Annotated in this window: 23 protein-coding genes and 2 pseudogenes; 13 read left to right on the top strand and 12 right to left on the bottom strand. The window is 60.6% G+C overall.

Annotated elements, in window-relative coordinates:
- Window positions 1-337 precede the first annotated feature (337 nt).
- Complete coding sequence (locus tag GA0061102_RS18155) at window positions 338-1,429, top strand: porin (RefSeq protein ID WP_092851767.1); 1,092 nt, start codon at window positions 338-340, stop codon at window positions 1,427-1,429.
- A 246-nt stretch (window positions 1,430-1,675) separates the two neighbouring features.
- Here GA0061102_RS18155 and GA0061102_RS18160 read toward each other — a convergent pair whose 3' ends face one another.
- Window positions 1,676-3,445 (bottom strand): glucan ABC transporter ATP-binding protein/ permease, encoded by a 1,770-nt coding sequence (locus GA0061102_RS18160; protein ID WP_092851823.1) that lies wholly within the window; start codon window positions 3,443-3,445, stop codon window positions 1,676-1,678.
- 368 nt (window positions 3,446-3,813) lie between these two features.
- Between GA0061102_RS18160 and GA0061102_RS18165 the strand changes: the two genes are divergently transcribed.
- Together GA0061102_RS18165 and pyc are read left to right on the top strand one after the other, a co-directional pair.
- Window positions 3,814-4,554 carry a helix-turn-helix transcriptional regulator gene (locus GA0061102_RS18165; protein ID WP_092851824.1) on the top strand — a complete coding sequence of 247 codons (741 nt, stop codon included), beginning with the start codon at window positions 3,814-3,816 and terminating at the stop codon, window positions 4,552-4,554.
- A gap of 115 nt (window positions 4,555-4,669) precedes the next feature.
- Window positions 4,670-8,131 carry a pyruvate carboxylase gene (pyc, locus tag GA0061102_RS18170; protein ID WP_092851768.1) on the top strand — a complete coding sequence of 1,154 codons (3,462 nt, stop codon included), beginning with the start codon at window positions 4,670-4,672 and terminating at the stop codon, window positions 8,129-8,131.
- Window positions 8,132-8,231: 100 nt separating this feature from the next.
- Here the strand turns inward: pyc and GA0061102_RS18175 are convergent, their stop codons facing one another.
- The 4 genes from GA0061102_RS18175 to GA0061102_RS18190 form a co-directional block, all read right to left on the bottom strand.
- Complete coding sequence (locus GA0061102_RS18175) at window positions 8,232-9,488, bottom strand: multidrug effflux MFS transporter (RefSeq protein WP_092851771.1); 1,257 nt, start codon at window positions 9,486-9,488, stop codon at window positions 8,232-8,234.
- 262 nt (window positions 9,489-9,750) lie between these two features.
- Window positions 9,751-10,512 carry an amino acid ABC transporter ATP-binding protein gene (locus GA0061102_RS18180; RefSeq protein WP_092851774.1) on the bottom strand — a complete coding sequence of 254 codons (762 nt, stop codon included), beginning with the start codon at window positions 10,510-10,512 and terminating at the stop codon, window positions 9,751-9,753.
- Window positions 10,509-11,189: an amino acid ABC transporter permease gene (locus GA0061102_RS18185; protein WP_092851776.1), complete on the bottom strand. Its 681-nt coding sequence runs from the start codon at window positions 11,187-11,189 to the stop codon at window positions 10,509-10,511. The genes GA0061102_RS18180 and GA0061102_RS18185 overlap by 4 nt, the downstream gene beginning before the upstream one ends.
- An 85-nt stretch (window positions 11,190-11,274) precedes the next feature.
- The gene (locus tag GA0061102_RS18190) at window positions 11,275-12,048 is read right to left on the bottom strand and encodes an amino acid ABC transporter substrate-binding protein (protein WP_092851825.1); all 774 of its coding nucleotides are present in this window, start codon (window positions 12,046-12,048) and stop codon (window positions 11,275-11,277) included.
- Window positions 12,049-12,333: 285 nt separating this feature from the next.
- Here GA0061102_RS18190 and GA0061102_RS18195 point away from each other — a divergent pair, with 285 nt between their 5' ends.
- Window positions 12,334-13,272 carry a LysR family transcriptional regulator gene (locus tag GA0061102_RS18195; protein WP_092851777.1) on the top strand — a complete coding sequence of 313 codons (939 nt, stop codon included), beginning with the start codon at window positions 12,334-12,336 and terminating at the stop codon, window positions 13,270-13,272.
- Here GA0061102_RS18195 and GA0061102_RS18200 read toward each other — a convergent pair.
- Entirely contained in the window at window positions 13,223-13,957 is a 735-nt protein-coding gene (locus tag GA0061102_RS18200; RefSeq protein ID WP_092851781.1) for an SDR family oxidoreductase, read from the bottom strand. The genes GA0061102_RS18195 and GA0061102_RS18200 overlap by 50 nt on opposite strands.
- A 304-nt stretch (window positions 13,958-14,261) precedes the next feature.
- Window positions 14,262-14,798 (bottom strand): DUF2188 domain-containing protein, encoded by a 537-nt coding sequence (locus GA0061102_RS33565; protein WP_245298051.1) that lies wholly within the window; start codon window positions 14,796-14,798, stop codon window positions 14,262-14,264.
- A gap of 128 nt (window positions 14,799-14,926) precedes the next feature.
- Here GA0061102_RS33565 and GA0061102_RS18215 point away from each other — a divergent pair.
- From GA0061102_RS18215 to GA0061102_RS18225, 3 genes and pseudogenes are all read left to right on the top strand, one after another.
- Window positions 14,927-15,616: pseudogene (locus GA0061102_RS18215) on the top strand (type IV toxin-antitoxin system AbiEi family antitoxin domain-containing protein); the annotation flags it as partial.
- An 87-nt stretch (window positions 15,617-15,703) separates the two neighbouring features.
- Window positions 15,704-16,621 (top strand): annotated as a pseudogene (locus tag GA0061102_RS18220) (nucleotidyl transferase AbiEii/AbiGii toxin family protein).
- Between the two features lie 158 nt (window positions 16,622-16,779).
- On the top strand, window positions 16,780-17,232 hold the full coding sequence (locus GA0061102_RS18225; RefSeq protein WP_208858662.1) for a hypothetical protein: 453 nt from the start codon (window positions 16,780-16,782) through the stop codon (window positions 17,230-17,232).
- 7 nt (window positions 17,233-17,239) lie between these two features.
- Here GA0061102_RS18225 and GA0061102_RS18230 read toward each other — a convergent pair whose 3' ends face one another.
- The gene (locus GA0061102_RS18230) at window positions 17,240-17,824 is read right to left on the bottom strand and encodes a hypothetical protein (protein ID WP_092851783.1); all 585 of its coding nucleotides are present in this window, start codon (window positions 17,822-17,824) and stop codon (window positions 17,240-17,242) included.
- 123 nt (window positions 17,825-17,947) lie between these two features.
- On the bottom strand, window positions 17,948-18,820 hold the full coding sequence (locus tag GA0061102_RS18235) for a DMT family transporter (RefSeq protein ID WP_092851784.1): 873 nt from the start codon (window positions 18,818-18,820) through the stop codon (window positions 17,948-17,950).
- A 260-nt stretch (window positions 18,821-19,080) separates the two neighbouring features.
- Between GA0061102_RS18235 and GA0061102_RS18240 the strand changes: the two genes are divergently transcribed.
- Complete coding sequence (locus GA0061102_RS18240) at window positions 19,081-20,271, top strand: MFS transporter (RefSeq protein ID WP_425348544.1); 1,191 nt, start codon at window positions 19,081-19,083, stop codon at window positions 20,269-20,271.
- 126 nt (window positions 20,272-20,397) lie between these two features.
- Window positions 20,398-21,651, top strand: a complete 1,254-nt coding sequence (gene ispG, locus GA0061102_RS18245; RefSeq protein WP_092851791.1) for a flavodoxin-dependent (E)-4-hydroxy-3-methylbut-2-enyl-diphosphate synthase — start codon at window positions 20,398-20,400, stop codon at window positions 21,649-21,651.
- Between the two features lie 79 nt (window positions 21,652-21,730).
- On the opposite strand, the gene GA0061102_RS18250 is transcribed toward ispG, so the two are convergent.
- Window positions 21,731-22,372 (bottom strand): LysE family translocator, encoded by a 642-nt coding sequence (locus GA0061102_RS18250; RefSeq protein ID WP_092851826.1) that lies wholly within the window; start codon window positions 22,370-22,372, stop codon window positions 21,731-21,733.
- A gap of 183 nt (window positions 22,373-22,555) precedes the next feature.
- The gene (locus tag GA0061102_RS18255) at window positions 22,556-23,470 is read right to left on the bottom strand and encodes a polyprenyl synthetase family protein (RefSeq protein ID WP_092851793.1); all 915 of its coding nucleotides are present in this window, start codon (window positions 23,468-23,470) and stop codon (window positions 22,556-22,558) included.
- Between the two features lie 100 nt (window positions 23,471-23,570).
- Between GA0061102_RS18255 and mtgA the strand changes: the two genes are divergently transcribed.
- The 4 genes from mtgA to rpmF all read left to right on the top strand — a co-directional run bounded on the left by mtgA (window position 23,571) and on the right by rpmF (window position 26,232).
- Window positions 23,571-24,395 (top strand): monofunctional biosynthetic peptidoglycan transglycosylase, encoded by an 825-nt coding sequence (gene mtgA / locus GA0061102_RS18260; RefSeq protein ID WP_425348541.1) that lies wholly within the window; start codon window positions 23,571-23,573, stop codon window positions 24,393-24,395.
- 95 nt (window positions 24,396-24,490) lie between these two features.
- On the top strand, window positions 24,491-25,213 hold the full coding sequence (locus GA0061102_RS18265; RefSeq protein ID WP_092851798.1) for a DUF1868 domain-containing protein: 723 nt from the start codon (window positions 24,491-24,493) through the stop codon (window positions 25,211-25,213).
- Window positions 25,214-25,229: 16 nt separating this feature from the next.
- Window positions 25,230-25,877, top strand: coding sequence for a glutathione S-transferase family protein (locus GA0061102_RS18270; RefSeq protein WP_092851804.1), 648 nt, complete (start codon window positions 25,230-25,232; stop codon window positions 25,875-25,877).
- A 169-nt stretch (window positions 25,878-26,046) separates the two neighbouring features.
- Complete coding sequence (rpmF, locus tag GA0061102_RS18275) at window positions 26,047-26,232, top strand: 50S ribosomal protein L32 (protein WP_016556742.1); 186 nt, start codon at window positions 26,047-26,049, stop codon at window positions 26,230-26,232.
- Window positions 26,233-26,336: 104 nt separating this feature from the next.
- On the opposite strand, the gene GA0061102_RS18280 is transcribed toward rpmF, so the two are convergent.
- A partial coding sequence (locus GA0061102_RS18280) for a transposase (RefSeq protein WP_092851806.1) occupies window positions 26,337-26,534 on the bottom strand: 198 nt, incomplete at its 5' end.

Consider the following 26,534-nt stretch of genomic DNA (forward strand, 5'->3'; position numbering starts at 1 on the left):
CACTGGGTCACGCATAAGGCGCGGCCCAATTATCTGATTTTCCTCCAAGATTTATTTATGACACTTCCGCGAAGGAAGTGTGACGTGATTTTTCTGCAACGCACAATGATTGCGCTGCGGTGCGGCAGAAATTTAAGTGCCCAAAATCTTGTTGTGCAAAATTTAATTGTTATATCGTCGTCGTGACGGCACTTAGGGAGTGCCGCCATCGCGTCGCCGGCTTTTCCAAGGGGGATGGCCGCGCATTCGTGGGGATTGTCAAAATCGGGAATGGGTACGGACGTCGAACTCTCGGCGCGATAGCTCATGTCCAATCGATACTGAATTGGAGTAATCTATGAATATCAGAAGTCTTCTTCTCGGTTCGGCCGCCGCTCTGGCAGCTGCATCGGGTGCGCAGGCGGCTGACGCCATCGTGGCCGCCGAGCCGGAACCGCTTCAATATGTTCGCATTTGTGATGCCTATGGCCCCGGCTACTTCTTTATTCCGGGCACGGAAACCTGCCTCAAGGTCGGCGGCCGCGTCCGTACCGAGGGTGAATGGTACGATGCCTACAATGCCAACAGCAAGAACGGCACGCTCTGGCATACCCGTGCAGAACTCGCCGTCGACACAGCGACGGACACCGAATACGGCCCGCTGAAGACCAACACGGTTATCCGCTGGGACTGGAACGACGGCAACACGACCAGCACCAAGCTGCTCTGGGCCAATATCAGCCTCGGCGGCTTCCTCGTCGGTAAAGCTGACTCGCAGTACAACTCCTACATGGGCTATGCCGGCAACGTCATCAACGACGACGTCATCTATGACGGCCCGAAGGAACTCAACCAGCTGACCTACAAGTATGACGCCGGCAATGGCTTCACGGCTGTCATTTCGGTGGAAGATTCCAACTCCGCAGGCGATACATCTTCCTATGGTGGCGCCTGGCAGACCGGTAAGGGCAACCACTACGCTCCGGACGTCGTTCTTGGTGCCGGCTACAAGACGGGGGCATGGACCCTCCGGGTCATCGGCGGCTATGACAGCATCGTCGAGGAAGGCGCCATCAAGGCTCGTGTCGACGCCGACTTCGGCGCCTTCAAGGCCTTCCTGATGGGCGGCTGGAACACGAACGGCGACAAGCTGAACAAATATGCCGGCTCCTATCTCAACGGCAACCGTGCGGCCTGCCCGACCAATGGTGCTGATTGCGGCTGGGGCGATTGGGCCTTCTGGACCGGTGCCAGCTATCAGCTGACTCCGAAGCTGCAGGCCAATGCCCAGGTTGCCTACACCGAGTCGAAGATCTTCGCCGCAACCGCCAACGTTGCCTGGCGTCCGGTCAAGGATCTGCTGGTTCAGCCGGAAGTTTCCTACACGAATTGGGATGCTGCCGATCGCGACCAGTGGGCCGGCGTCCTCCGTTTCGAGCGCAAGTTCTGATCCGATCTCGGTTGGGTACCGATGTTAACTCCTGGTGGCGCCCAGCCGTATTGACCTCCGATCAGAAAACGGAAAGGCCCGGTTTTCCCGCCGGGCCTTTCTTGCATCTGCGTGTCTGCTTTCCGCCATTCCAGTGTGGATGTTACGGAATGGTTTTGGCAAGGCGGCGACGCAGCCAAGAACTGGGCAAGCAAAAAGCCGGGAGAGCATCGCTCTCCCGGCTTCCATTTAGGCCCCTTGCGAAGATCAGGCGGCTTCGTGTTCCGTCGTGTGCGCCTTGCGGACTTCTTCGTCCGTCAGGATGCCGCTGGCGCGCAGCAGGGCGGCGAAACGGCCGTTGCTCTGGCTGAGCTCGTTGAAGCTGCCGTTCTCGATAATGCGGCCGTTGTCGAGGAAGAGAACCATATCGGCCTCGCGTACCGTCGACAGTCGGTGCGCAATGATGAAGGTCGTGCGGTTCTGGCGCAGGTTGTCGATCGCCGCCTTGACCCGGTTTTCGGTTTCGACGTCAAGCGCACTCGTGGCTTCGTCGAGCACCAGGATCGGCGCATCCTTCAGGATGGCGCGGGCGATCGCGATACGCTGGCGTTCACCACCAGAGAGCTTGTTGCCACGCTCGCCGACGCGGGTATCGTAGCCGCTTTCGCGGGTTTCGATGAAGTCGTTGGCGGCGGCGGCCTGGGCTGCACGGATCATTTCTTCCTGCGTAGCACCTTCGCGGCCGAGGCAGATGTTGTCGCTGATCGAGCGGTTCAGCAGACCGGCATCCTGGAACACGGTGGCGATGAAGCGGCGCAGCGACTTGCGCGTCACCTTGGTGATGTCGTGACCGTCGACGAGGATCTGGCCCTTCTGCGGGTCGAAGACGCGCTGCAGCAGGTTGACGAGCGTCGTCTTGCCGGCACCGGTCGGGCCGACGATGGCGACGGTCTGGCCAGCCTTCACCTTGAAGGAGATGTCGTGCAGGCCCTGCGAGGTATTGGCGAAGCCGAAGGATACATCGCGGAACTCCACTTCGCCCTTGACGTCCTTGATCTCGGCCAGGCCAGCAGGCTCTTCGCGGTCGCGGACCGAATCTTCCAGCGAGTAGAAGTCTACGAGCTTGGCGCGAGCCTCGAAAATCTGGTTTGCGAAGTTGCGCAGCTGCTCCAGGCGGCCGATCAACACGTTGGCGAAGGCGATGAAGGTGATCAGCGCGCCAAGGCTCAGGCTGCCGTCCTGAACGAGAACGGTACCGATCATCAGGATCGCCATCATGGCAACGGTCGAAGCCGTACGGTTCAGCGCGCCGGCAAGAGCCCACCAGTCAAGAACCGGATACTGGGCGGCCAGCAGGCGTTCAGTGAAGGACTTCAGCGCCTTGGTTTCAGCTTCGATGCGGTTGTAGCTGTGCAGCACCGAGACGTTGCTGATCGAGTCGCTGACATGCGAGAAGACGGTATTGTAGTGGCTTTCGACCGAGGTCTGGCCGTCCTTCGTGCGGCTCATGACCAGGCGGCCGATGAACCAGTAGAAGACGCCGAGCAGGATGAGCACTGCGGACAGGCGCAGATCCATCGACATGGCAGTCGGGATCATGATGACGAGCGCCACGGCGGTCGACAAATGGTTGCGCATGAATTCGAGCCACAGGCCGAACAGCGCTTCGCAGGCGCGCAGCAGCGTGTTCAGCGCGCTCGCCGTGCCGCGCTGGCTATGCCAGGACAGCGGCATCGAGATGATGCGGCCGAATGCTTCGGTCAGCAGGGAGGCGCGGCGGCCATGCGCGAGACGATCCGCCTCGCGGGACACCACGATGAAAGCGACGGCACTGAAGACGGCGAAGCTCGCCCACAGCACCATGGTCGGCGTGACGGCTTCTTTCTTGGCAATGGCGTCGAAGATACGGCCGAACAGAACCGGTTCGTAAATGGTGGTCATCGCCAACGCGATGTTTGCGATCACGACCATCCACACGCGGTATCGGTACGCGCCAAGATACTTCAGGGCTCTCGCATAGACTTTGAACAGTGACACGTCTGGCACCCTCTTTGCATCGGCAAAACTCGGAATGCTCGGATGCTACAGATCGCTACCTGAACCGGCGATTAACGGAATCTGACGCTGTTTTTTAACGCGAATTTTCGCGTCATACGCGCGCACTTTTTAAGTTGACGCTATCGGTTTTGTTTAAAGTGTGAGAGTTTGATGCTGCCTTGGCGTCGCATTGCCACATCGCGCAAGATCTGCCATCCAAGGTTGAATGATAAAAATTTCGCCAAGTACGTTCAATTTTGTGCCGAGCTGAGTATGTTGCCGGCAATTGGATGCGCTTTGGACGAGGCGGGACACCGTTCTGGATGTCAGCGCGCCAGCAATTCAGGCTGCGAAGCCAAGAGGTAGATGTGAATATCCATTCGTTGTTACAGCTGCTTGTAGTCATCGAAGAATGCAAGCTAGCCAAGAATGTCGTGTCCGAACTCGAGGTGGTGCTCCGTTCCTACAAGTTCGATTTCTACGGCCTGCTGCGGCAGCCCCGGCCGAATATCGAGCTTGCGAGTTTTATTCTTGCTGGCCGCTGGCCCGAAAAATGGCCGCTGACCTATGAAAACAAGCGCTATATGCTTGTCGATCCGGTTGCGCGGCATCTCAGCCGGGCGCAGCGGCCCTTCCGCTGGCGCGACGCCGTGACCGCGCTCAAGAGCGATCCGTTACGGCGGCGCATGGAGCAGATGATGGCGGATGCCCGTGCCAACGGGCTGGTCGACGGCTACATCTTTCCTATTCACGGACGCAATGGCCTGCTCGGCAGCATGACTATCGGCGGCGATGCCGTCGATTTGTCACCGACGGAGCTTTCGCTCTTCGATGCGGTGGCCAGGAAGACGTTCTGGCGGCTTCTGGAGCTGCGCGACGAGGCGAAATCGCTGGAGGAAGCCACCAAGGTCGATGCGAAACTGACTAAGCGCGAGATGGAGGTGCTGAGCCACCTGGCCGAAGGCATGACGTCGATCGAGATCAGCCGCCTGCTGGTGATCTCCAACCATACCGTCGACTGGTATATGAACAGCATCCAGGACAAGCTGAGGGCGAAGAACCGGCAGCACATTGTCGCAATCGCTTTCAGAAACGGTCTTATTCCGTAGCGGCAACTATTTTGATTTCTGGCAGCATGAGGAAATTGAACTTCGTGTGACAAGAAGTTAAGAATTTTCTTCGCGGGTGCAGCATTGCCCGTTTCGATGCCGTGAGGAGACTGCATTGCCCATTTCCAAGATCCTGGTTGCCAACCGTTCCGAAATCGCCATCCGCGTATTCCGCGCCGCCAACGAGCTTGGCATAAAAACGGTGGCCATCTGGGCCGAGGAAGACAAACTCGCGCTGCATCGCTTCAAGGCGGATGAGAGCTATCAGGTGGGCCGCGGCCCGCATCTTGCCCGCGATCTTGGGCCGATCGAGAGCTATCTGTCGATCGACGAGATCATCCGCGTCGCCAAGCTTTCCGGTGCCGATGCCATCCATCCCGGCTATGGCCTTCTGTCGGAAAGCCCGGAATTCGTCGATGCCTGCGATGCCGCCGGCATCATCTTCATCGGCCCGCGCGCCGACACGATGCGCCAGCTCGGCAACAAGGTTGCGGCGCGCAATCTGGCAATCTCGGTCGGCGTGCCCGTCGTGCCGGCAACCGAGCCGCTGCCGGAAGACATGACGGAAGTTGCCCGTATGGCCGAGGAGATCGGATATCCGGTCATGCTCAAGGCTTCCTGGGGCGGCGGTGGCCGCGGCATGCGCGTCATTCGCTCCAAGGCCGATCTCGCCAAGGAGGTGACGGAAGCCAAGCGCGAGGCGAAGGCCGCCTTCGGCAAGGACGAGGTCTATCTCGAAAAGCTCGTCGAGCGCGCGCGCCATGTCGAAAGTCAGATCCTCGGCGATACGCACGGCAATGTCGTGCATCTGTTCGAGCGCGACTGTTCGGTGCAGCGCCGTAATCAGAAGGTTGTCGAGCGCGCGCCGGCACCCTATCTCAGCGATGCGCAGCGCCAGGAGCTCGCCGCCTATTCGCTGAAGATCGCCGGAGCAACCAACTATGTCGGCGCCGGCACCGTCGAATATCTGATGGATGCCGATACCGGCAAATTCTACTTCATCGAAGTCAATCCGCGCATCCAGGTCGAGCACACGGTAACCGAAGTCGTCACCGGTATCGATATCGTCAAGGCGCAGATCCATATTCTCGACGGCTTTGCCATCGGCACGCCGGAATCGGGCGTGCCGCGCCAAGAGGACATCCGCCTCAACGGCCATGCGCTGCAGTGCCGCGTGACGACGGAAGATCCGGAGCATAATTTCATCCCGGATTACGGCCGCATCACCGCCTATCGCTCGGCGTCTGGCTTCGGCATCCGTCTCGATGGCGGCACCTCCTATACCGGCGCGATCATCACCCGCTACTACGATCCGCTGCTGGTGAAGGTGACCGCCTGGGCGCCGAACCCGCAGGAGGCGATCGCCCGCATGGACCGCGCGCTGCGCGAATTCCGCATCCGCGGCGTGGCGACCAACCTCACTTTCCTCGAAGCAATCATCACCCATCCGAAATTCCGCGACAACAGCTATACGACGCGCTTCATCGACACGACGCCGGAGCTGTTCCAGCAGGTCAAGCGCCAGGACCGCGCCACCAAGCTTTTGACCTATCTCGCCGACGTCACCGTCAACGGCCATCCGGAAACGCGCGGCCGGCCGATGCCCTCGCCGAAGGCTGCCAACCCGGTGCTGCCCTATATCGACAGCAATATTCCCGATGGCACCAAGCAGCGGCTGGACAAGCTCGGTCCGCAGAAATTCGCCGAATGGATGCGCGGCGAAAAGCGGGTGTTGATGACCGACACGACGATGCGCGACGGCCATCAATCGCTGCTCGCCACGCGCATGCGCACCTATGACATCGCCAGCGTCGCCGGCACCTATGCGCGCGCCCTGCCGCAGCTTCTGTCGCTGGAATGCTGGGGTGGCGCCACCTTCGACGTCTCCATGCGCTTCCTCACCGAAGACCCGTGGGAGCGCCTGTCGCTGATCCGCGAGGGTGCGCCGAACCTGCTGCTGCAGATGCTGTTGCGCGGCGCCAACGGCGTCGGCTACACCAACTATCCCGACAATGTCGTCAAATATTTCGTCCGCCAGGCGGCCAAGGGCGGCATCGATCTCTTCCGCGTCTTCGACTGCCTGAACTGGGTCGAGAACATGCGCGTGTCGATGGATGCCGTCATCGAAGAGAACAAGCTCTGCGAGGCGGCGATCTGCTATACGGGCGATATCCTCAATTCCGCCCGCCCGAAATATGATCTGAAGTATTATACGGATCTCGCCGTCGAGCTGGAAAAGGCTGGTGCCCATATCATCGCGCTGAAGGACATGGCCGGCCTGTTGAAGCCGGCTGCGGCCAAGGTGCTGTTCAAGGCGCTGCGCGAGGCAACCGGGCTGCCGATCCATTTCCATACGCACGACACGTCGGGTATCGCAGCCGCCACCGTGCTGGCCGCGGTCGACGCCGGCGTCGATGCCGTGGATGCGGCAATGGACGCGCTGTCCGGCAATACCTCGCAGCCCTGCCTGGGTTCGATCGTCGAGGCGCTCAAAGGGTCCGAACGCGATCCGGGCCTCGATCCCGAGTGGATCCGCCGTATCTCCTTCTATTGGGAAGCCGTGCGCAACCAGTATGCCGCCTTCGAAAGCGATCTCAAGGGACCGGCCTCGGAAGTCTATCTGCACGAAATGCCTGGGGGACAGTTCACCAACCTCAAGGAGCAGGCGCGTTCGCTCGGTCTTGAGACCCGCTGGCACCAGGTGGCGCAGGCCTATGCCGACGCCAACCAGATGTTCGGCGATATCGTCAAGGTAACGCCGTCCTCCAAGGTTGTCGGCGACATGGCGCTGATGATGGTGAGCCAGGACCTGACGGTTGCCGATGTCGAGAACCCCGCCAAGGATATTGCCTTCCCGGACTCGGTCGTGTCCATGCTGAAGGGCGATCTTGGCCAGCCGCCGTCCGGATGGCCGAAAGCGCTGCAGAAGAAGGCGCTGAAGGGCGACAAGCCCTATGTCGTCCGTCCCGGCTCGCTGCTTGCCGAAGCCGATCTCGATGCGGAGCGCAAAGTCATCGAGACCAAGCTGGAACGCAAGGTCGGCGATTTCGAATTCGCCTCCTACCTGATGTATCCGAAGGTGTTCACCGACTATGCGCTGGCGGCCGACACCTACGGCCCGGTCTCGGTGCTGCCGACGCCGGCCTATTTCTACGGGTTGAAGGAAGGCGACGAGCTGTTTGCCGAAATCGAGAAGGGCAAGACACTCGTCATTGTCAACCAGGCGATGACGGCGACCGATGAGAAGGGCATGGTCACGGTGTTCTTCGAACTCAACGGCCAGCCGCGTCGCATCAAGGTGCCGGATCGCGCCCATGGTGCTTCGGGAGCCGCTGTCCGCCGCAAGGCGGAGCCGGGCAATGCCGCCCATGTCGGTGCGCCGATGCCGGGCGTCATCTCCACGGTCTTCGTCTCGCCCGGCCAGGCGATCAAGGCCGGCGACGTGCTGGTTTCGATCGAAGCCATGAAGATGGAGACGGCGCTGCACGCCGAAAAGGACGGCACGATCTCCGAGGTGCTGGTGCGCGCCGGCGACCAGATCGATGCCAAGGATCTGCTCGTCGTCTACGGCGCGTAATCGGCAAGGGTCGGTTTTCGAACCGAGCCGCTGACTGGGATGTGGAATGTCTTCGTCGCAAGGCCGCGCTGTTACAGCCGGCCTTGCGACGAAGATGCCTTCATCTCGTTGTGTGAGCCTGCCGCTCTGCGAAGGCTGCCCAAAAGGCCGCCAGCAGCGCGAGCACTGCCGATACCAGCAGTAGTGTAAATAGAGCGTGGATCGTCGGCGATCGGGCGAGAAACAGGCCGGCGACGGAGCCTATCAGCGCGCCGCCTGATATCCTCATGGCGGCGGCCAGACCAGCAGCTGTTCCGACCATGTCCGGCCGTACCGACATTGCGCCGCTGTTGGCAGCCGGCATGGTCAGCCCGTTGCCGAGGCCGATGAACATGCAAGGACCGAAGAGCGCCAGAACATGTGTCATGCCCAATAGCGAAAGAGCGAGGCCGGTCGTCAGGCCGATGCAGGTGAGAAGCCGCGCGATGACAAGGATCATGCCGAGCGGGATTCTTGCCCCGTAGCGGCCGGCCAGGTAGCTGCCCAGAACGAAGCCGGTGGGAATCAGGCCCATGTAGAAGCCGAGCTTGGCGCTCGATCCGCCGAGCGTATCGCCTATCGTGAGCGGCGCTCCTCCGAGGAAGACATAAAGCACGCCCATCGAGCAGGCCATGCAGAGGGTGTAGGCCCAAAAACGCGCCGAACGCAAAAGCAGCGCGTAGGAGGCAACGTAGTTTCTGCGCGCACCCGACGCGGGCGCTCTCGATCCCTTCAATTCGTGCATGGACAGGACGAAGGCGGCAACACCGAAGATTGCGAGGACAATGAAGCTGGCGCGCCAGCCGAAAAACTCGTCCAGTGAGCCGCCGAACAGAGGTCCAACCATGGGCGCAAGCGCCCATCCCATGGCGAGATAGCCGAATTTGCTGGCCGCTTCGCGCTCGTCGGATGTCTCCTTGATGACGACAAGCGCAACGGAGTAGCACGGCCCGATGCAGGCCTGCATCGCGCGGAAGACGAGAAAGGTGCCGATATCAGGAGCGAGAACGCAGCCGATCGAGGCGATGATAAAAATGGAAAGCGCCGTCAGGACGACCGGCCTGCGGCCGAAGCGATCCGATATCGCGCCGCCGATGGCCTCAAGCAAGGCGGTGACGAAAGAGAAGCCGGCGACCGAGAGGTTCACGAGGGCGAAATCGGCATGGAATGCCGCTGAAATCTTCGGCAGCGACGGCAGGATCATGTTGACCGGCAGCACGGCAAGGGCGGAAAGCAGGATGAGGGTCGTCAGCCGCGGCCGTGTGGCTGCACTTTCGGCTGTCGTGTCTTCGATTGCTTGTGTGGATGAACTTTCGATGCGGCTCTTTGTGCGCGTCATGGCCTTGTCCGTCGCGTGGGTGGGAAGTCGAGGAAGATCTGACGGGCGCCGCCTTGTTTCAGGGCAATAAAAAAGGCCCCGTCAGGAGCCTGCTTACCGCGCATGGGTGCTTTCGCCGGATGGTTACACCATCCTGCCCATGCGCCTTCCTACCACTACGAGAACCAATGTCGTGTTCATGGGCACTAGAGCTAGACGGAAAGCCGCGCATGGTCAATGCGCGGCCCATTCGCCGGAGCAGCGATTTGTCTACCGGGAAATCCTAGATGTCGTAGCTGTGGCCGGCATTCAGCGTCGAGATGAATTGCTTGGTCCGCTCCTGAGAGGGGTTCGAGAAGACGTTGCGCGAGGAGCCGGTCTCGACGATGCTGCCCGCTTCCAGGAAGACCACGTTGTTGGCAATCTTCGAGGCGAGGCGCAGGTCGTGCGTCGCCATGACCATGGTGGTGCCTTCGTTGGCGAGCTTGCCGAGGACGTCGACCACTTCCGCTGCCAGTTCCGGATCGAGCGCCGAGGTCGGCTCGTCGCAGAGCAAGACGCGGGGCGAGGGGGCAAGCGCCCGGGCAATGGCGACGCGCTGCTGCTGGCCGCCCGACAGCGTCGAGGGCCAGGCATCCATCTTGTGTGCCATACCGACCTTGGTCAGCAGTTCGACGGCGTGGGCGCGAGCCTTTTCAGTCGGCCAGCGCAACACCGTCGTCAGGCCTTCCATGACGTTCTCGATGGCGGTGCGATGCGGAAAGAGCTGGAAATTCTGGAAAACCATGCCGGTCTGCCGGCGGATCTTCTGGATATCCTGCCAGGCCACGCGCTTGTTCGGCGCAAAGGAGACCGACTCGCCGCCGATGTTGATCGTTCCGGCAGTCGGGATTTCCAAGAGGTTGATGCAGCGCAGCAGCGTGCTCTTGCCGCCGCCGGATGGGCCGACCAGCGCCGTCACCGTGCCCTCTGGGATCATCAGGCTGATATCCTTGAGGATGACGTTGTCGCCGAAGCGCTTTTCGATGTGGGACAGCTCGATCATGCGCGTGCCTCCAGCGTGCCGCCGGAGCGGGAGAAATGGCGCTCGAGGTAGCCCTGCAGCGTCGAGAGGAAGGTGCTGAGCACGAGATAGATGATGGCGGCCTCAACATAGAGGATCAGCGGTTCATAGGTCGTCGCCACGATGCGCTGCGCGGCCTGGAACAGCTCCGGCACGGTGATGGCGGCTGCAAGCGAGGTATCCTTGACCAGCGAGATGAAGGTATTCGACAGCGGCGGCACGGCGACGCGGGCTGCCTGTGGCAGGATGGTGCGGCTCATCGCCTGACGCCAGTTCATGCCGATCGAATAGGCGGCTTCCCACTGGCCCTTCGGTACGGAGGAGATGACGGCGCGAATGATTTCCGACGTATAGGCGCCGACGCTGAGCGTGAAGCCGATGACAGCGGCCGGAAATGCGTCGAGCAGAATGCCGAGGCTCGGCAGGCCATAGAAGATGACGAAGAGCTGCACCAGCAACGGCGTACCGCGGATCACCCAGACATAGAAGCGCGCGACGGCGACCAGCGGCGGCGGGCCGAACAGGCGCGTAACGGCGGTGAGCAGGCCCAGCAATATGCCGAGGATGAAGGTGATCAGGGTGAGCGGGATGGTGAAGATGAGCCCTGCCCAAAGCAGCGTGCCCAGTGACTCCGACATCAGTTGCAACCAATGCTCCACGGAGAAGCCTTTCGATAAAAGAATGCGTCCGGAGGTGACCCCGGACGCATCTTTTTCACAGTTTTATGTCTCTGCCTATGCCTTCTTACTTCGAAACATCCTGTCCGAAGTACTTCTGCGAGATCTTGGCATAGGTGCCGTCGGCCTTGATATCGGCCAGCGCCTTGTTGATGGCGGCCTGCAGTTCCGGCTCACCCTTGCGAATGATGACGGCCGAATAATCGGCATTGGACTGCTGGGCGACGATCTTCACCGGCGCATCGGGCTTGTGCTTCTTGAAGTCGAGGAAGGAAAGGCTGTCGTTGATAGTGGCGTCGGCGCGGCCGGTCAGCACCAGCTGGATCGACTGGTCGAAGCCGTCGGTGCCGACGAGCGTGGCGCCGGACTGTTCGGCGAGCTTGCCGAAGTTGCTGGTCAGCGACTGTGCGGCCTTCTTGCCCTTCAGATCAGCGAAATCCTTGATGTCGGCGTTGCCGTCCTTGACGATCAGCACCGCCTTGGAGGCAATGTAGGGCTCGGAAAAATCATACTTCTTCTTGCGGGCATCGGTGACGCCAACTTCGTTGATGACGGTGTCGTAACGGTTGGCGTCGAGGCCGGCGATCAGGCCGTCCCACTTGCCTTCCAGGAACTGCGCCTTGACGCCGAGCTTTGCGGCGATTGCCTCGGCGATCTCGACGTCGAAACCGGTGAGCTTGCCGCTCTCGTCATGATAGGTGAAGGGCGCGTAGGTGCCTTCCGTGCCGACCTTCAGCGCGCCGGCGGCCTGGATCGCCTTGAGATTGTCGCCGGCATGGGCGGGGAGCAGGAGCGCGGCCTGCACGAGGGCGGCGGCAGCAACAGTCTTCAACCAGTTCATCGTTTTCTTCCGTTTCTGGAGCGGTTTCATTCAATATTGCATACATCGCAGAAAAAATGGATCGAGGAAGCGTAGAAAACTGCGAGATAAATGGGCAATTGCGAATATTTTTCTCAAGATGCAGCGGATATCGCGCATTAGCTCATAGCGGGTGATGAAGGCGCGAGATGATCCACCGCCTGTTGACGAGGGTTGCCGCGGCGTGGCAGCTTTTCAGTTGAGAGCGTGGTCTTTTTCCGCTCGCTCGTCGTGGTGCTTGCCGCGACATCGTTACGGTATTGATTGATGCATCCGAGGCTCCTCAAGACATTTCTGGCAGTCGCCCACAATAGAAGCTTCACGCGCGCTGCCGACGAGGTTCATCTCGCGCAATCGAGCGTCAGCGATCAGATGCAGACGTTGGAGGCCGAGTTGGGCACCGCGCTCTTCGTCCGTTCGCGGCAAGGTTTGGAATTGACGCAGGCCGGTCAGGTATTGGTTTCCTATGCCGAAGAAATTCTCGTGCTGGCTGGCGAGGCGCGCATAGCCGTCACGGCTGCGGGCGGTTCCGAGACAGGTTCGGTCACCATCGGCGCGCTTGAGACCATCGCCGCCGTCCGGCTGCCGGAATGGTTAGCCGGCTTTCAGGGCGCGCATCCTGATATTGCGCTCAGGCTGAAGGTTGCGGGAACTGGCGAGCTGATGCGCAAACTGGAGGCTGGCGAGCTCGATGTCGTCTTCTGTTTCGACAATGGCGGTCTCGATGAGCGCTTCGTCAAGCGCGTGGTTTCTCGGGAGCCGCTGGTCCTCGTAACGTCAACGGGTGCCGGCTTTGCCGAGCGAAAACCTGATCTGGCCGAGCTTGCTACCATCGATTTCCTGGCAACCGAGGTTGGGTGCGTTTATCGAAGCATGTTCGACAAGGCCTTTGCCGATGCTGGCTTGGCACCGCCGAGGCTTGCCGCTGAAGCCGGTAGCATCGGCGCGATCGCGCGATTGGTTGCCGCGGGTGCTGGTATGGGACTGGTGCCGCGCCTTGGCGTCGCCGATGCCATTGATCGGGGCGAAATCAACGAGCTGCCTTGGCCTGGGCCGTCGCAAACCGTTCCGCTGGTGATGATCTGGCGCCGCCGGCGCGTGCAGCCGCCGTCTCTGAAATTGCTGTTGGCGGCTGCGAGCGAAGGTTTTGCGCCGGCTAGATCAGTCGATGCCCACCCTCGACATGCAGTACGGTTCCCGTCGTAAAGCCGTTGCCCATCAAGTAGCCGATGGCGTCGGCTACATCCTCCGGCTGGCCGACGCGTCCGACCGGTAGCCGCTTTGCCATGGCGTCCAAGGTTTCGTTTCTTTTATCGCCGGCCACGAACGTCCAGATCGGTGTGTCGACCCAGCCCGGCGACACGGCATTGACGCGGATCGGCGCCAATTCGACCGCAAGCGCGCGTACCAGCCCTTCCAGTGCCGCATTGACTGCGGCCACGACCGATCCGCGCGGCGAGGGCCGGTAGGCCGCCACGCCGGAGGTGAAGGTGAGGGAGCCAGAAGGCGACAGTGCTGGCGCGCCGTATTTTGCCAGCAGCAACGGCCCGAAGAATTTGCTGTCCACGACCTTTTGTGCGGCCTTCAAATCCACGTTGGGCAGGAGTTCATAGGCTCCTTCGATGTCGGCGGCGGTGCTGACGATGTGATCGACCTTGCCAATGCGATCGAAAAGGGCGGCTACCTCAGCTTCCCGAGAAATGTCTATCGCCACCGTCGACAGCACCGGATGTGACAGTTCGGTGCGGATACGGCCGAGCCTGTCCGCATTCCGCCCGGCGATGATGACCTCCGCCCCGGCGGCAAGCGATTGCTTCGCCAGCGCCAAGCCCATTCCGGAACTGCCGCCGACGATCAGAATCCTTGAATTTGCTATGTCTGCCATTGCCATGCTTTTCACTCCTACAGCTGATGACCGTAGTGGAGATTTGGCAGAGAGGGGCGCGGAGCGAAAACGGAGAAAACCGATGGCGCTATCGGCATGTCCGATAGAGGGCTGACGGCGAGATTTTAGACGATATGCGGGAGTCTCGTCTCAAGCCGTGCGTCGTCTCATCGCTATGCTCACCGAGGAGATTTCGGCCGAGCCGAGCCCCAGATTGTCGGCGTTTCTGGCTTGGACCACAGAGCACTTGGCGCAGCGCGAGTCTCGCTTGTCTCCGCGGGCGATCGAGGATCGCTTCGAGGCGGAGCGCCTATTTGGTGACGATGACGATCACGGCTTCACGCCCTCGCGGTGGTAGGCTGGCGAGAGTAAGGAAGTGTCGATAGGTTATTGATGGCGCGGTAGGCGAGGGCCGATACTTTTGGCCGCAGGCGGGTCGTCTGGCGCTTTGTCGCGCTGCGGGAACGGCAGAGTTCGACGCAACGCGTGATATCGCCTCTCGATTTCTTCCTGCTGGGCCTGTGGAAGATCGACCATGACTTCGTCGATCGTGCGAGGCATGCGGGTTGCTTTCGTTGAAGTGCCTGGAGGTGGATACGAATTGGCCCGGCGATTTCTTGGGATCGGCAGCGCGCGGATAAGTCCGCTCTTCTTGAAATTGACCGTCGACCTTCTGGATCTTGACCGATCCTCCATCCTTGCCGGCAGCCTTCTCGAGGGCGCCGCCTTTGGTCGCATCGGATTTGGTACCGAAGCTCGCCGTAGGACGACTCGCGCCGTCTTTGGTCAAATCCCAGCGATCTTTCTTCTCGTTATGCGTAAGCGTCAATTTCGGCAGCTTGGCCATTTCCTCCTCCAGAAGCGTTGCGCCTCTCTGGTTTGAATGTTGCGTTTTTATGCCTACTATTGATGGGTCGAAAATGCGAAACCCCGAACTTGTCCTTCGGTTTAGACTCATGCTATTTTCAACCACTAATGGTAGGTCGAAAGAACGAAAAGATAAACCAACTTCATCGCCTGCTCCCCGAGGGGCTGGTGGTTGACACCGCTTGGCTGGAAAAACACGGCTACCGTCGGCAATGGCGGGAAAAATACGTCGCGCAGGGCTGGCTCGAAGGTGTCGTTCGTGGCGCCTATCAGCGACCGACCGGCAACGTTGATCAGGCGATAGCCTGGCAGCGCGTGATCATCTCGCTCCAGCGACTTCTGGACAAATCCGTGCATGTCGGTGGCCGCAGTGCCCTCGAGCTACAAGGCCTGACGCACTACCTCCGCCTTTCGGGCAAGCCGGAAATCCATCTCTATGCCTATGTCAGCTTGCCTGGCTGGGTCGAGCGAATACCGACCGACGCTCAGTTCGTCGAACACAAGGCAGACAAGCTCTTCGATGCCGACGCACCTGGAAGGACACGCATCGCATGGGGACACTGGGGATGGGAGCTCGATCTCTCCGCGCCGGAGCGCGCGCTTTGCGAACTTCTTGACCTGCTCCCGTCCCGGGAGACGTTCCATCAAGCGGACGTCCTAATGGAGTCGGTTCGCACGCTAAGCCCAAAGCGGGTTCAGGCCGTGCTGGAAGCGTGCCGGAGCGTGAAAGTGAAGCGGCTGTTTCTGTGGTTCGCCGAGCGGCACGCCCATCCATGGTTCGGCCGGCTCGATCTCAAGCGTATCGACCTCGGTCGTGGCAAGCGCCAGATCGTGGTCGGCGGTCGGCTGGACACAAGTATCAAATCACTGTGCCGGAGACACTCGATGCCGGCGTCTGAAGCCTATCGCGCACAAGTCAGTCTCCTCGTTCGAGTTCTGCCGCTCGTTGCAGAGGAGAACGTCTTTGCATTGAAGGGTGGCACCGCCATCAATCTTTTCGTTTGAGACCTTCCACATCTGTCGGTCGATATCGATCTGACCTATCTGCCGCTCGAGGATCGCGCGACCTCTCTCGCCAATATCGACGCCGTCATACGACGGATCGCTGCTCGAATTGGGGAGAATGTACCACGCAGCCGCACCCAGGTCGTGCCGCTGCACAGCGAAGGCGCAGCCACAAAGGTGCTGGTTGCCTCCGACGGTGTGCAGATCAAGATCGAGGTGACGCCTGTCATTCGTGGCTGCGTCTACTCTCCCGAGACACGCTCGGTTTGCGACCGGGTCGAAGAGCTCTTCGGCTATGCCGAGGTGCCTGTTGTGTCCTTCCCGGACCTCTACGCAGGCAAGATCGTCGCCGTCTTGGATCGGCAGCACCCGCGAGATCTGTTCGATGTCAGAGATCTGCTCGCGAATGAGGGTATGTCCGATGAGCTACGGCGCGCCTTCATTGTCTACATCCTGAGCCACAACAGGCCGATGGGCGAGGTCTTGGCGCCGACGCGCAAAGACTTACGCCACGAGTTTGGCGCGGGGTTTGCCGGCATGACGGAAGAGCCCGTGACCCTGGAGGCGTTGTACGATGCTCGTGAAGCTCTAATCGCCGATGTCGTTGGCAAGATGCCTGCCGAGCACCGGCGCTTTCTTCTCTCCTTCAAGGCCGGCGAGCCAGAGTGGGACTTGCTAGGAGTGCCTGGAGCCGCGGACTTGCCGGCGGTGCGCTGGAAGGTCGACAACTTGGCCAAACTTTCGGAGGGCCGACGCGAAAAGCTGTTGTCGGATCTCAGGCGGGTGCTCGCGACATGAGACACGGTAGACGCTTGGGGAACGCCGAAGTGAAAAGGAACAGGGCGACGATCTGCAAGCTACGCTCCGCAGTAGTTGGCTCTCGGGCTGTGGCGCTGACAATGTGGCTTGCCAGAACGTCGGCGCTTCAAAGCACAGCCGAGCTGAGAGGCTAGACCATGGTCCGTCTCTTCGTCGGCGTTACGGACAAGGCCTGGTTCGATCAGTTGAGCGCCTCTGTTCCGCATGACGAAGTCAATTTCTGGCAACCCAGCGGAACGACGCAGTTTCGCGCGCTTCAGCCCGGCGAACTATTCCTCTTCAAGCTGCATGGGCCAAGCAACTTCATCGTTGGCAGCGGCGTTTTCGGTCAGGCGTCAATCGCGCCGCTATCTCTGGCCTGGGAAGCCTTTGGCCTTAAGAACGGTGTTTCCAATCGCTCTGAAACGCGGGCGCGAATTGCGAGCTATCGCCGCGATCCAATTGCTCTGGACGACAAACAGGATCCGGTCATTGGTTGTCGAATACTGGCCCAGCCGTTCTTTTGGCCTGGGGAGTGTTGGTTCCGAGATCATATCGGCAACAGTCGTGTATGCACGTCTTATGCGGCAACGACCGGTCGTCGCAGATAGCTGCCGTTCACGATCTCGCAGGAGCTTTGCCGCCGGTTCCTTGAAACAGGGCGATCGCCAGCTCGTCGCCGTCAAAATTACTTGCCAGTTTGACGGCCTCCTCCAGGGAGACCTGCTTTTCAAGGAGGTGATAGAAAAAACCATGCACGAAGAGCGGGATGGCCGCGCCATCCGGGTATTCGGCGGGCGCAATGTAGGCGCGGGCGCCTCCGGAAAGAAAGGCCTGTGCGAAGGCCTCGTTGCCTGTCAGGCACGCCGTGCTCAAGACGACCTTACCTGGCAGCTTGATCCGGTTCATGAGATTGGCGGGCGGCAGGCTCCCTTTGACGAGGGCTGACGTGTCGATTTCCTCGACGAATTGCCCGAGTACGAAGCCCGTCTCATCGCCGTGGCCGGACAGGATGACGTATTCCGGCGCGGTTTCCCCCTGACCCAGGCATTTTAGAACATCGACGGGTGTCCCCGGCAAATGCAGCAGAACCGCAGCCCCAAGGCTTTCGAGAATTGCCCTGAGAAGAAGCGCTTCGCCGGTATCGCCGATGGCGATAATCGCAACCGGCTCACGGGGCCAGGAAAAATACTTGTCGATCATCACCTAATCTCCGGCCTTCCCGAAGGACTTGAAGTTCTGCCACAGCAGGCGCGCTTTTCGGCGCCTTTGCCGCGAATGGCGTAGTAGCGACACCTTTAGCGATAGAATTTATTCCCGCTTAGTTCAAGCCGTAGCCGTGCGCCGTTTCATCCGCTCGCTGATAATGATGATAAAGCCGGCGCTAAGGATGAGGATGGCGCCGATGAAGGTGTTGATGCCGGGAATATCGCCCCAGATCAGGTAGCCGAGCAGAAAAGCCCAGACGAGCGAGGTATATTCGAACGGCGCCAGCACCGAGACGGGCGCCTGGCGCATGCCTTCGAAAAGGGCGAGCTGGCCAGTGCCGGCAATGACGCCGGTTAGCAGAAGCAGGACGATCTGGAATAGGGTCGGCGTGTGCCAGTAGGCGATGGCCATGCCGGCGGTCAGGATGATGAACAGGATGTTTGAGACGGCCATCTGGATATGGCTCTTCTCGTGCAGCGCGGTCTTGCGCAAGAGCACCATGCCGCTTGCCCAGAGGACGGCTGCCTGCAGCGCCAGATAGACCGGCCAGGAGATCGACAGGCCCACCGGATTGGAAGCGATCACGACGCCGCAGAAGCCGACGCCGACGGCCATCCAGCGCGCGACGGTAACCTTTTCGCGCAGCACGATGGTCGCAAGGATCGTGCCGACGATCGGTGCGGCGTAGTAAAGTGTCGTTACCTCGGCAAGCTGCAGATAGGAGGCTGCCGTATAATAGGAGATCCAGGCGATCAGGATGATGATGCTACGCACGATCATCGGCTTGATGATCGGCGAGCGCGCCACTTTACGGGCGAGCGACGGTCCTTCGAAGACGAAGCAGCCGGCAAGGATCGTGCAGCTGCGGATGAACAGGACCTGCCAGACCGGGATGGAGGTGACGAGCAGCTTCACCGCCGAATCGTGAGCGGTGAACATCATATAGGCAAACACCGTAAGTAGGATGCCAAAGCTGATGGAATTTTTCACGGAAACACCAAGGGATAACCCGACGCGGCGGGTCGAAGAATCTTTCAGGCTTCAAGCGATAGGAGCCTAGTTTTTCATCGTCAATAGGGCTTTTCGCCTATGCCGTACGGTCACGATTTATTTATTCGGGGTTGTGGCGCCTTTGCCTCCGCTTTAACAGGTGGAGATGAAATGTGACCGTTCTTGCCTGTTTCCATCGTTGAGATTTCAATCGATTTAAATAGACTGCGGTGCCGATTTGGAGGAATTTCATGGACGAAATGGCGAAATTTGAGGGACTCGAGGCCCGTCGGAGCGCATTTTTCACAAAACCGCGCGCAGCCGTTTCGTTGATGTTCCTGTTGAACGGCTTCATGGTCGGCTGCTGGGCACCGAAAATTCCGGAATTCGCTGAGCGGCTGCAACTCACGAAATTCGAGCTCGGCCTGATGATCCTGGTCTTCGGCGTCGGCTCGCTGGTCATGATGCCGCTTGCCGGCGCGCAGATTGCCGTACGTGGCTCGCGCGTCGTGGTGCGCGCCTTTGCAGTGCTGCTGCTGCCGATGATTCTGGCCCTTACGCTCGCGCCGAACGTATGGACCGCGGCCGTCGCACTCTTCCTCTTTGGCGGCTTCATCGGCGCCATGGACGTGGCGATGAACGCCAATGCCGTCTCGGTCGAAAAGACCATGCGCCGGGCGATCATGTCCTCGTGCCACGCTTTCTGGAGTCTCGGCGGTCTGTTGGGTTCTGCGATCGGCGGTTTGCTGATCTCGCGCTGGGGCGTTCTCGGCCATGCCGAGGCCTCGACGGTTCTTGCCGTTCTCTTCCTGATTATTGCCTGGCCGATGGTTCTCGGCGACCAGCCGCATCCCGATGAGGCCAAGCCGAAGGCGCGGCTGCCGATGATCCCGCTACCGTGGCTGCTTGGCATTGTGGCGCTGTTCTGCATGGTGCCGGAAGGCGCGGTGCTGGACTGGAGCGCGCTCTATCTCGGTCAGGAAAAGGGCGCGTCGGTGGCGCTCTCGGGTTTCGGCTTCGCCGCCTTCTCGGCCACCATGGCGACCATGCGCTTTGCCGGCGATTTCGTTCGCGACTGGCTGGGCGCAGTCCGGACGCTGCGTGTCTGCACGGTCTTTGCCATCGTCGGCATGCTGATGGCGGCGCTGGCGCCGAATGCCGAGATTGCCATCCTCGGCTTTGCGCTTTGCGGCATCGGCATTTCCAACATGGTGCCGATTGCCTTTTCCGCTGCCGGCAACATTCCGGGGCTGCAGCCTGGTATCGGCATTTCGGTCGTCACTACGCTTGGCTATTCCGGCATGCTGGTCGCGCCCTCGGCCATCGGCTTTGCCGCCGAGCATGTCGGCTTCTCGCCGGTCCTGATGGCGCTGCCGGTGCTGTTGCTTGTCGTGTTGGCATTGTCGTCGTTGGCGCGCTATGCTGACGGCATCGGCGAGAGTGAGCAATAATTTCGTCGTTTTTACCCGGTAGCGGGTGGATCCGTCCGATCAAAAGAGATTGCCGTAGCGGTTGACAACGACCGTTTCGTGATCCACCTGAAAGGCACCCATTTCCGAGGCCTGCGAGAGCTTTCCATGTCGTCCGCCACCGATTTCGATCCGAAACCGCGCCGTTCCTCCGTTGCCGTCGATGTCGGCGGCGTGATCGTCGGCGGCGGTGCCCCCGTGGTTGTGCAGTCCATGACCAATACCGATACGGCCGATATCGATTCGACCGTGGCCCAGGTGGCGGCCCTTTACAAAGCCGGTTCGGAACTCGTGCGCATCACCGTCGATCGCGATGAAAGCGCTGCCGCCGTGCCAAAGATCCGCGAGCGGCTGCTCCGTCTCGGCATGGACGTGCCGCTGATCGGCGACTTCCACTATATCGGCCACAAGCTGCTGGCCGATCATCCGGCCTGCGCCGAAGCGCTGGCGAAATACCGCATCAATCCCGGCAATGTCGGCTTCAAGGACAAGAAGGACAAGCAGTTCGCCGAGATCATCGAGATGGCGATCCGCTACGACAAGCCGGTGCGCATCGGCGTCAACTGGGGGTCGCTCGATCAGGATCTCCTGACCGCGCTGATGGACAAGAATGCCGTCGAAGGCTCGCCGCTGTCGGCTCGCCAGGTAACGCGCGAGACGATCGTGCAGTCGGCGCTGATCTCGGCCGATCTTGCCGAGGAAATCGGCCTGCCGCGCAACCGTATCATCCTGTCGGCCAAGGTCAGCCAGGTGCAGGATCTGATCGCCGTCTATTCCATGCTGTCCGAGCGTTCCGACCATGCGCTGCATTTGGGCTTGACCGAGGCCGGCATGGGTTCCAAGGGCATCGTCGCCTCGTCCGCCGCCATGGGCTATGTACTGCAGCACGGCATCGGTGACACCATCCGCGTTTCGCTGACGCCTGAGCCGAATGGCGACCGTACCCGCGAGGTGCAGGTGGCGCAGGAACTTCTGCAGGTCATGGGCTTCCGCCAGTTCATCCCCGTCGTCGCGGCGTGTCCCGGCTGCGGCCGCACGACGTCGACCGTGTTCCAAGAGCTGGCGCAGAACATCCAGAACGATATCCGCAAGAACATGCCGGTCTGGCGGGAGAAATATCCGGGAGTCGAGGCTCTGAACGTCGCCGTTATGGGCTGCATCGTCAACGGACCCGGCGAAAGCAAGCATGCCGATATCGGCATTTCCCTACCCGGTACGGGCGAGACGCCGGCAGCCCCCGTCTTCATCGATGGCCAGAAGGCCATGACGCTGCGCGGCCCGAACATCGCCTCTGACTTCGAGGCGCTGGTGACCGACTATATCGAAAAGCGGTTCGGCCAGAAGAACGTCGCGGCGGAGTGATCGGATCCGCCGCTTGCCGGATTGCCGTTCTTACGCAATTCCGGCCGGAAAGCCGCTGCCCACCTTTCCTGGAATTGCCCTAGATATTGCTCGTCAGCAGCTTGATGCCGGCGAAGCAATAGAAGCCGGCCATCGCGCCTTCGATCCAGCGACGCGCACCGCGGTAGATCTTCAGCGCATGCGGCGTGGAGAATAGGACCGCATAGCCCATGAATACCACGAAGCCGGTGCCGCAGCAGACGGCGATGATCAATGCTGCGACCGAGGCGGGAGCGCCTTGCGGCATGCCGAGCGCGATGATGGCGAGCCAGGCGAAGATCGCCTTCGGATTGGTGACGTGGATACCGTAGCCGCGCAGGATCAGCGACTTGAAGCTTGGCGTTTTCGGCCCCTCTGTGGTGGCGGTCAATTCTCCGTTTGAGCGCACGGCGCGAAACGCCTTGTAGGCGAGGTAGAGCAGATAGATGCCGCCGAAGATCTTCAGGAGCTCCAGCGCCATCGCGTAGGTCTGCAGCAGCGTGGCAAGGCCGGCGGCAGCGGCAATCGCCCATGTCAGCGATCCCCCGAAAATGCCGAGCGAGAGCGTCATGCCGGCCTTGCGGCCATGCGTCATCGACGTGCCGATAATAGCCATGATGGCCGGGCCGGGACTGACCACGGCAACAATATAGGCGATATAGGCCGGCAGGATCTGCGGCAGGTAGGTAAGCGCTTCGCGCATGAAGAACATTCCTGGGGCGTTGGTTGGCGCGAAGGATTCCGCGTCTACGGGCCAATTCAGCGCAGGAACTTCTCACAAAGCGAAACGGAAATCACCCTTCGGAACGCAGATTCTTGTCATGGTGACATTCGCTGGCATCGAAGGAGGTCCGGGTGAAGGAGCGCTCCAAGACGCGGCGCGCGCTCAGTTTCTGCGATTTGCCACGAACCTGGCCGTCTCGATCAAGATGTTCGCTTTGTCGCCATAGCCGGACAATAGGTCGCCTGCCTCGGTCACCAGCCTTGAAACCGTCGCCTCCGCCCATTCCTGGCCATGCAGGCCGACGAGCGTGCCCTTGCCGCGGGCGGCATCCTTGCCGGTCGCCTTGCCCATGGTGGCGGCATCGGCGGTGAGGTCGAGCAGATCATCGGCAAGCTGGAAGGCAAGGCCGGTCTTTTCGCCGAAAAGCCGCAGGCGCTTGCGGTCTTCGTCTGAGGCGCCGGCGATGATGGCGCCGGCCTCGCAGGCAAAGCGGATCAGTGCGCCCGTCTTCATCGCCTGCAGCGTCGTGATGCCGCTTTCGTCAGGCGTTTCCTTTTCTGCGGCAAGATCGAGCGCCTGGCCGCCGGCCATTCCGCCGATGCCGGCCGCCCGTGACAGCGCCAGCACGAGCGCCATTTTCCGGTCGGCGGGCAGTTGCGTTTCGGGCGCCGCGATGATGTCGAAGGCGTAGGTCAACAGGCTGTCGCCCGCCAGGATCGCCGTCGCATAATCGTAGGCGATATGCACGGTCGGCTGGCCGCGGCGCAGGTTGTCGTCATCCATGGCAGGCAGGTCGTCATGGACGAGAGAATAGCAGTGCACGCATTCGAGCGCGGCGGCGATCCTGAGCGCCGCGTCTGCGTCGCCGCCGAGAAGGGCTGCGGATTCCAGGACGAGAAAGGGCCTCAACCGCTTGCCGCCGTTCAGCACACCATGGCGCATTGCGCTCAGCAGCCGGGCCGGGCGGACGATTTCGTCGTCGAGGCTGGCGTCGGCCAGAAGCCGGTTCAGCAGGGCTTCGATCTTGCCGGCATTGTCCTTGAGACGGTGCTCGAATGAGGGATAGGTGCTGTCCATGGCGGCTGTTTGGCATGAGAGGCGGTTGCTGGCAACGAGAATTGTCAACAGCCGGGCGCGGAATCATGCCGTACTCTGGTCATCACTCCGTGTAGACGGTATGACGAGTGCAGCATCAGAGCGTTTCCCGGATGCATTGAGAGTGCGCCGGGATGGAGCGACCGTGGACTTTCGGCAATTGGACATATCGACCGACAATGAGGAGGAAGCCGAGGTGCCGCAACGGTCCTCCCTGTTTGCGCGCTTCAAGGAAAGGCCGCTTTGGCAACGCATCGTCCTCGCACTGATCAGCCTTTTCCTGCTGCCCTATCTCCTCATCGTCCTCTACCTGCTGCCATTCATTCACCCGATCTCCACCTTGATGCTAGGAGATGCCGCTACCTTTAAGGGCTATAATCGCCGCTGGGTTCCGCTCGAGAATATCTCGCCGGTGCTGGTGAAATCGGTGATGGTTTCCGAGGACGGGCAGTTCTGCTTTCACGGCGGCGTCGATTGGGGCGAGATGCGGATGCTCGTGCAGGAGACACTGCGCGGCAAATCCACGCGCGGCGGCAGCACGATCCCCATGCAGACGGTGAAGAACCTGTTCCTGTGGAACGGCCGTTCCTTCGTGCGCAAGACGCTGGAGCTGCCGCTTGCGGTTTCCGCCTCCTTCGCCTGGTCGAAGCGCCGGATGATGGAGATCTACCTCAATGTCGCTGAATGGGGGCCAGGCATCTATGGCATCGAGGCTGCGGCGCGCTATCATTTCAAGGTGCCGGCCTCCAAGCTGACGGCCCGCCAGGCAGCCCTGCTTGCGGTCTCGCTACCGAACCCGATCGATCGTGTCGCTGGCAAGCCGGGGCGGGGGCTCAGCCAGCTCGCATCGCTGATCCAGCGCCGCGCGCAGAATGCCGACGCATACATCAAATGTCTTTATGACTGAGATCAGAACTTGTCGTTCGATCGGCTGATCGTCATCTGGCATTCTTGGCCGTGACGTATGGGCGGATGATCTGCCAACGATGATCGGACGCACCCATGGATTTCGACGTTTTCTCGCCCGAGCTGCTCAAATATTCCAAGAGCCTGCATCCGGAGCCGCCGCCCCATTTCGGCAGGCGCTATGATCGCTCCGGCGTCTTCCAGCCGGAGCCCGGCAACACGATCGTCTGCCACGTAGCCGAAGGCTCGCAGACGCAGCATGCGATTGTTGCGGCGCGACAGAAATATCTCGACATGCCGGAGGCCAAGCAATTCGCCTTCACGCCGATTTCCAGCCTACATATGACCCTGTTCCAGGGCGTCATCGAATATCGTCGCAGCCTGCCCTTTTGGCCTGATGGCATTGCGCTCGACGCGCCGATCGACGAAATGACTGACGTCATGGGCGAGCGGCTGAAGGCTTTTGCCATGCGCGATCCGTTCAAGGTGGCGGTGACGAAGGCGCGGCCGAGCGGCCTTCTGGTCGACGGAGCAACCGAGGCGGATCGCAAGACGATGCGCGCCTGGCGAAATGCGCTGGCGGATCTTCTCGGCTATCGTCATCCCGATCATGAGGCCTATCCTTTCCATATTACGTTTGCCTATGCCATCGAGCGGCTGGCCGACGAGGCTCTGCCGCGCTGGCAGGCGATGCTGGATGAGGCGGCGGCCGCGCTTCGTGCCGAAGTGCCAGTTCTGGAGCTGCGGCCGCCTGCCTTCTGCACGTTCGGCGACATGAACCATTTCGAGGAGCTCCTCGTCTTTGAATTCCGGAGTTAACAAGGAAAAGGGAACTATGGAAAAGCTGACCCTCTATATCGGCAACAAGAACTATTCCTCCTGGTCGTTTCGGCCGTGGATCGCGCTTGAGGGCTGCGGCGTCGCCTTCGAAGAAATATTGATTCCTTTCGACTTTCCGGCCGGCAATCCGCAAATTCGTGAGGTTTCGCCGACCGGAAAGGTGCCGATGCTGGACCATGGCGGTTTCAAGATCTGGGAATCGCTCGCCATCATCGAATATGTGGCCGAACTGTTCCCCGATGCTGGTCTTCTGCCCGAGGATCGGCAGGCGCGAGCCTTAGCGCGGTCCTACAGCATGGAAATGCTTTCGGGCTTCAGCGCATTGCGCACCAACTGCCCGATGAACATGCGCCGTCCGGTGAGCCGTCCCGATCTGCCTGAGGATGTCACGAAGGATGTCGCACGCATCGAAACCATCTGGCGCGAGGCGCGTTCCCGTTCCGGCGGCCCCTTCTTGTTTGGGGCCTTTTCTGGCGCCGATGCGATGTTCGCACCGGTCGTCAGCCGCTTCGAACGATACGGCATCGCCGTATCCGCCGATGCAAAGGCTTACATGGCGGCCATGAAGGCGTTGCCTGCCTGGAAGAAATGGGAGGAGGCGGCACTGAAGGAAGCATGGATCGTGCCGGAGGACGATGCCTGAGCGCTTGATTCGGCTTGAATCAGGCGCGGTCGGCAAAAAATGCTGGAAGGGACTGGTCAAAGCCCTGCAAGCCATGTATAAGCCCGGCCAATTTCCGAAATTGATGCATGTCTGTTTCGGCCGCCTTGCTGGCCGTGGATATGTTTCGTCCGTACATGGAGTAACGAGAATGGCTGTACCGAAGAGAAAAACGAGCCCGTCCAAGCGCGGTATGCGCCGCTCTGCTGACGCCCTGAAGGCTGCGACTTACGTCGAAGACAAGAACTCCGGCGAACTGCGTCGTCCGCACCACATCGACCTGAAGACCGGCATGTATCGTGGTCGCCAGGTTCTGACGCCGAAGGAAAGCGCATAATTTAGCGCTGCCTTAGTGGCATGAATAAAAAGGCTGGCGTTTCCAGCCTGTGTGGAAACGTTTGGAGGCTCCGGTTTGACCGGGGCCTCTTTTGGTTTCTGGGTCTATGCGGGTTTTGATGTTATGTTTATGGTGCGCCTGATGTTGTAGGCGACCACCGAGAGGGCCATTTCGGTTCTGGTGCCCTTGAGGTTTCTGGTCAGGAAACGTCCGCCTGCCATCATCCGTTTGATGGTGCCGAACGGATGTTCTGCGGTGCATCGACGCTTTCGCATCATGTCGGGCGTTGCCCGTTGATGCAT

This window comes from Martinezella miluonensis (assembly GCF_900094545.1).
GTDB classification, from domain to species: Bacteria; Pseudomonadota; Alphaproteobacteria; order Rhizobiales; family Rhizobiaceae; genus Rhizobium; species Rhizobium miluonense.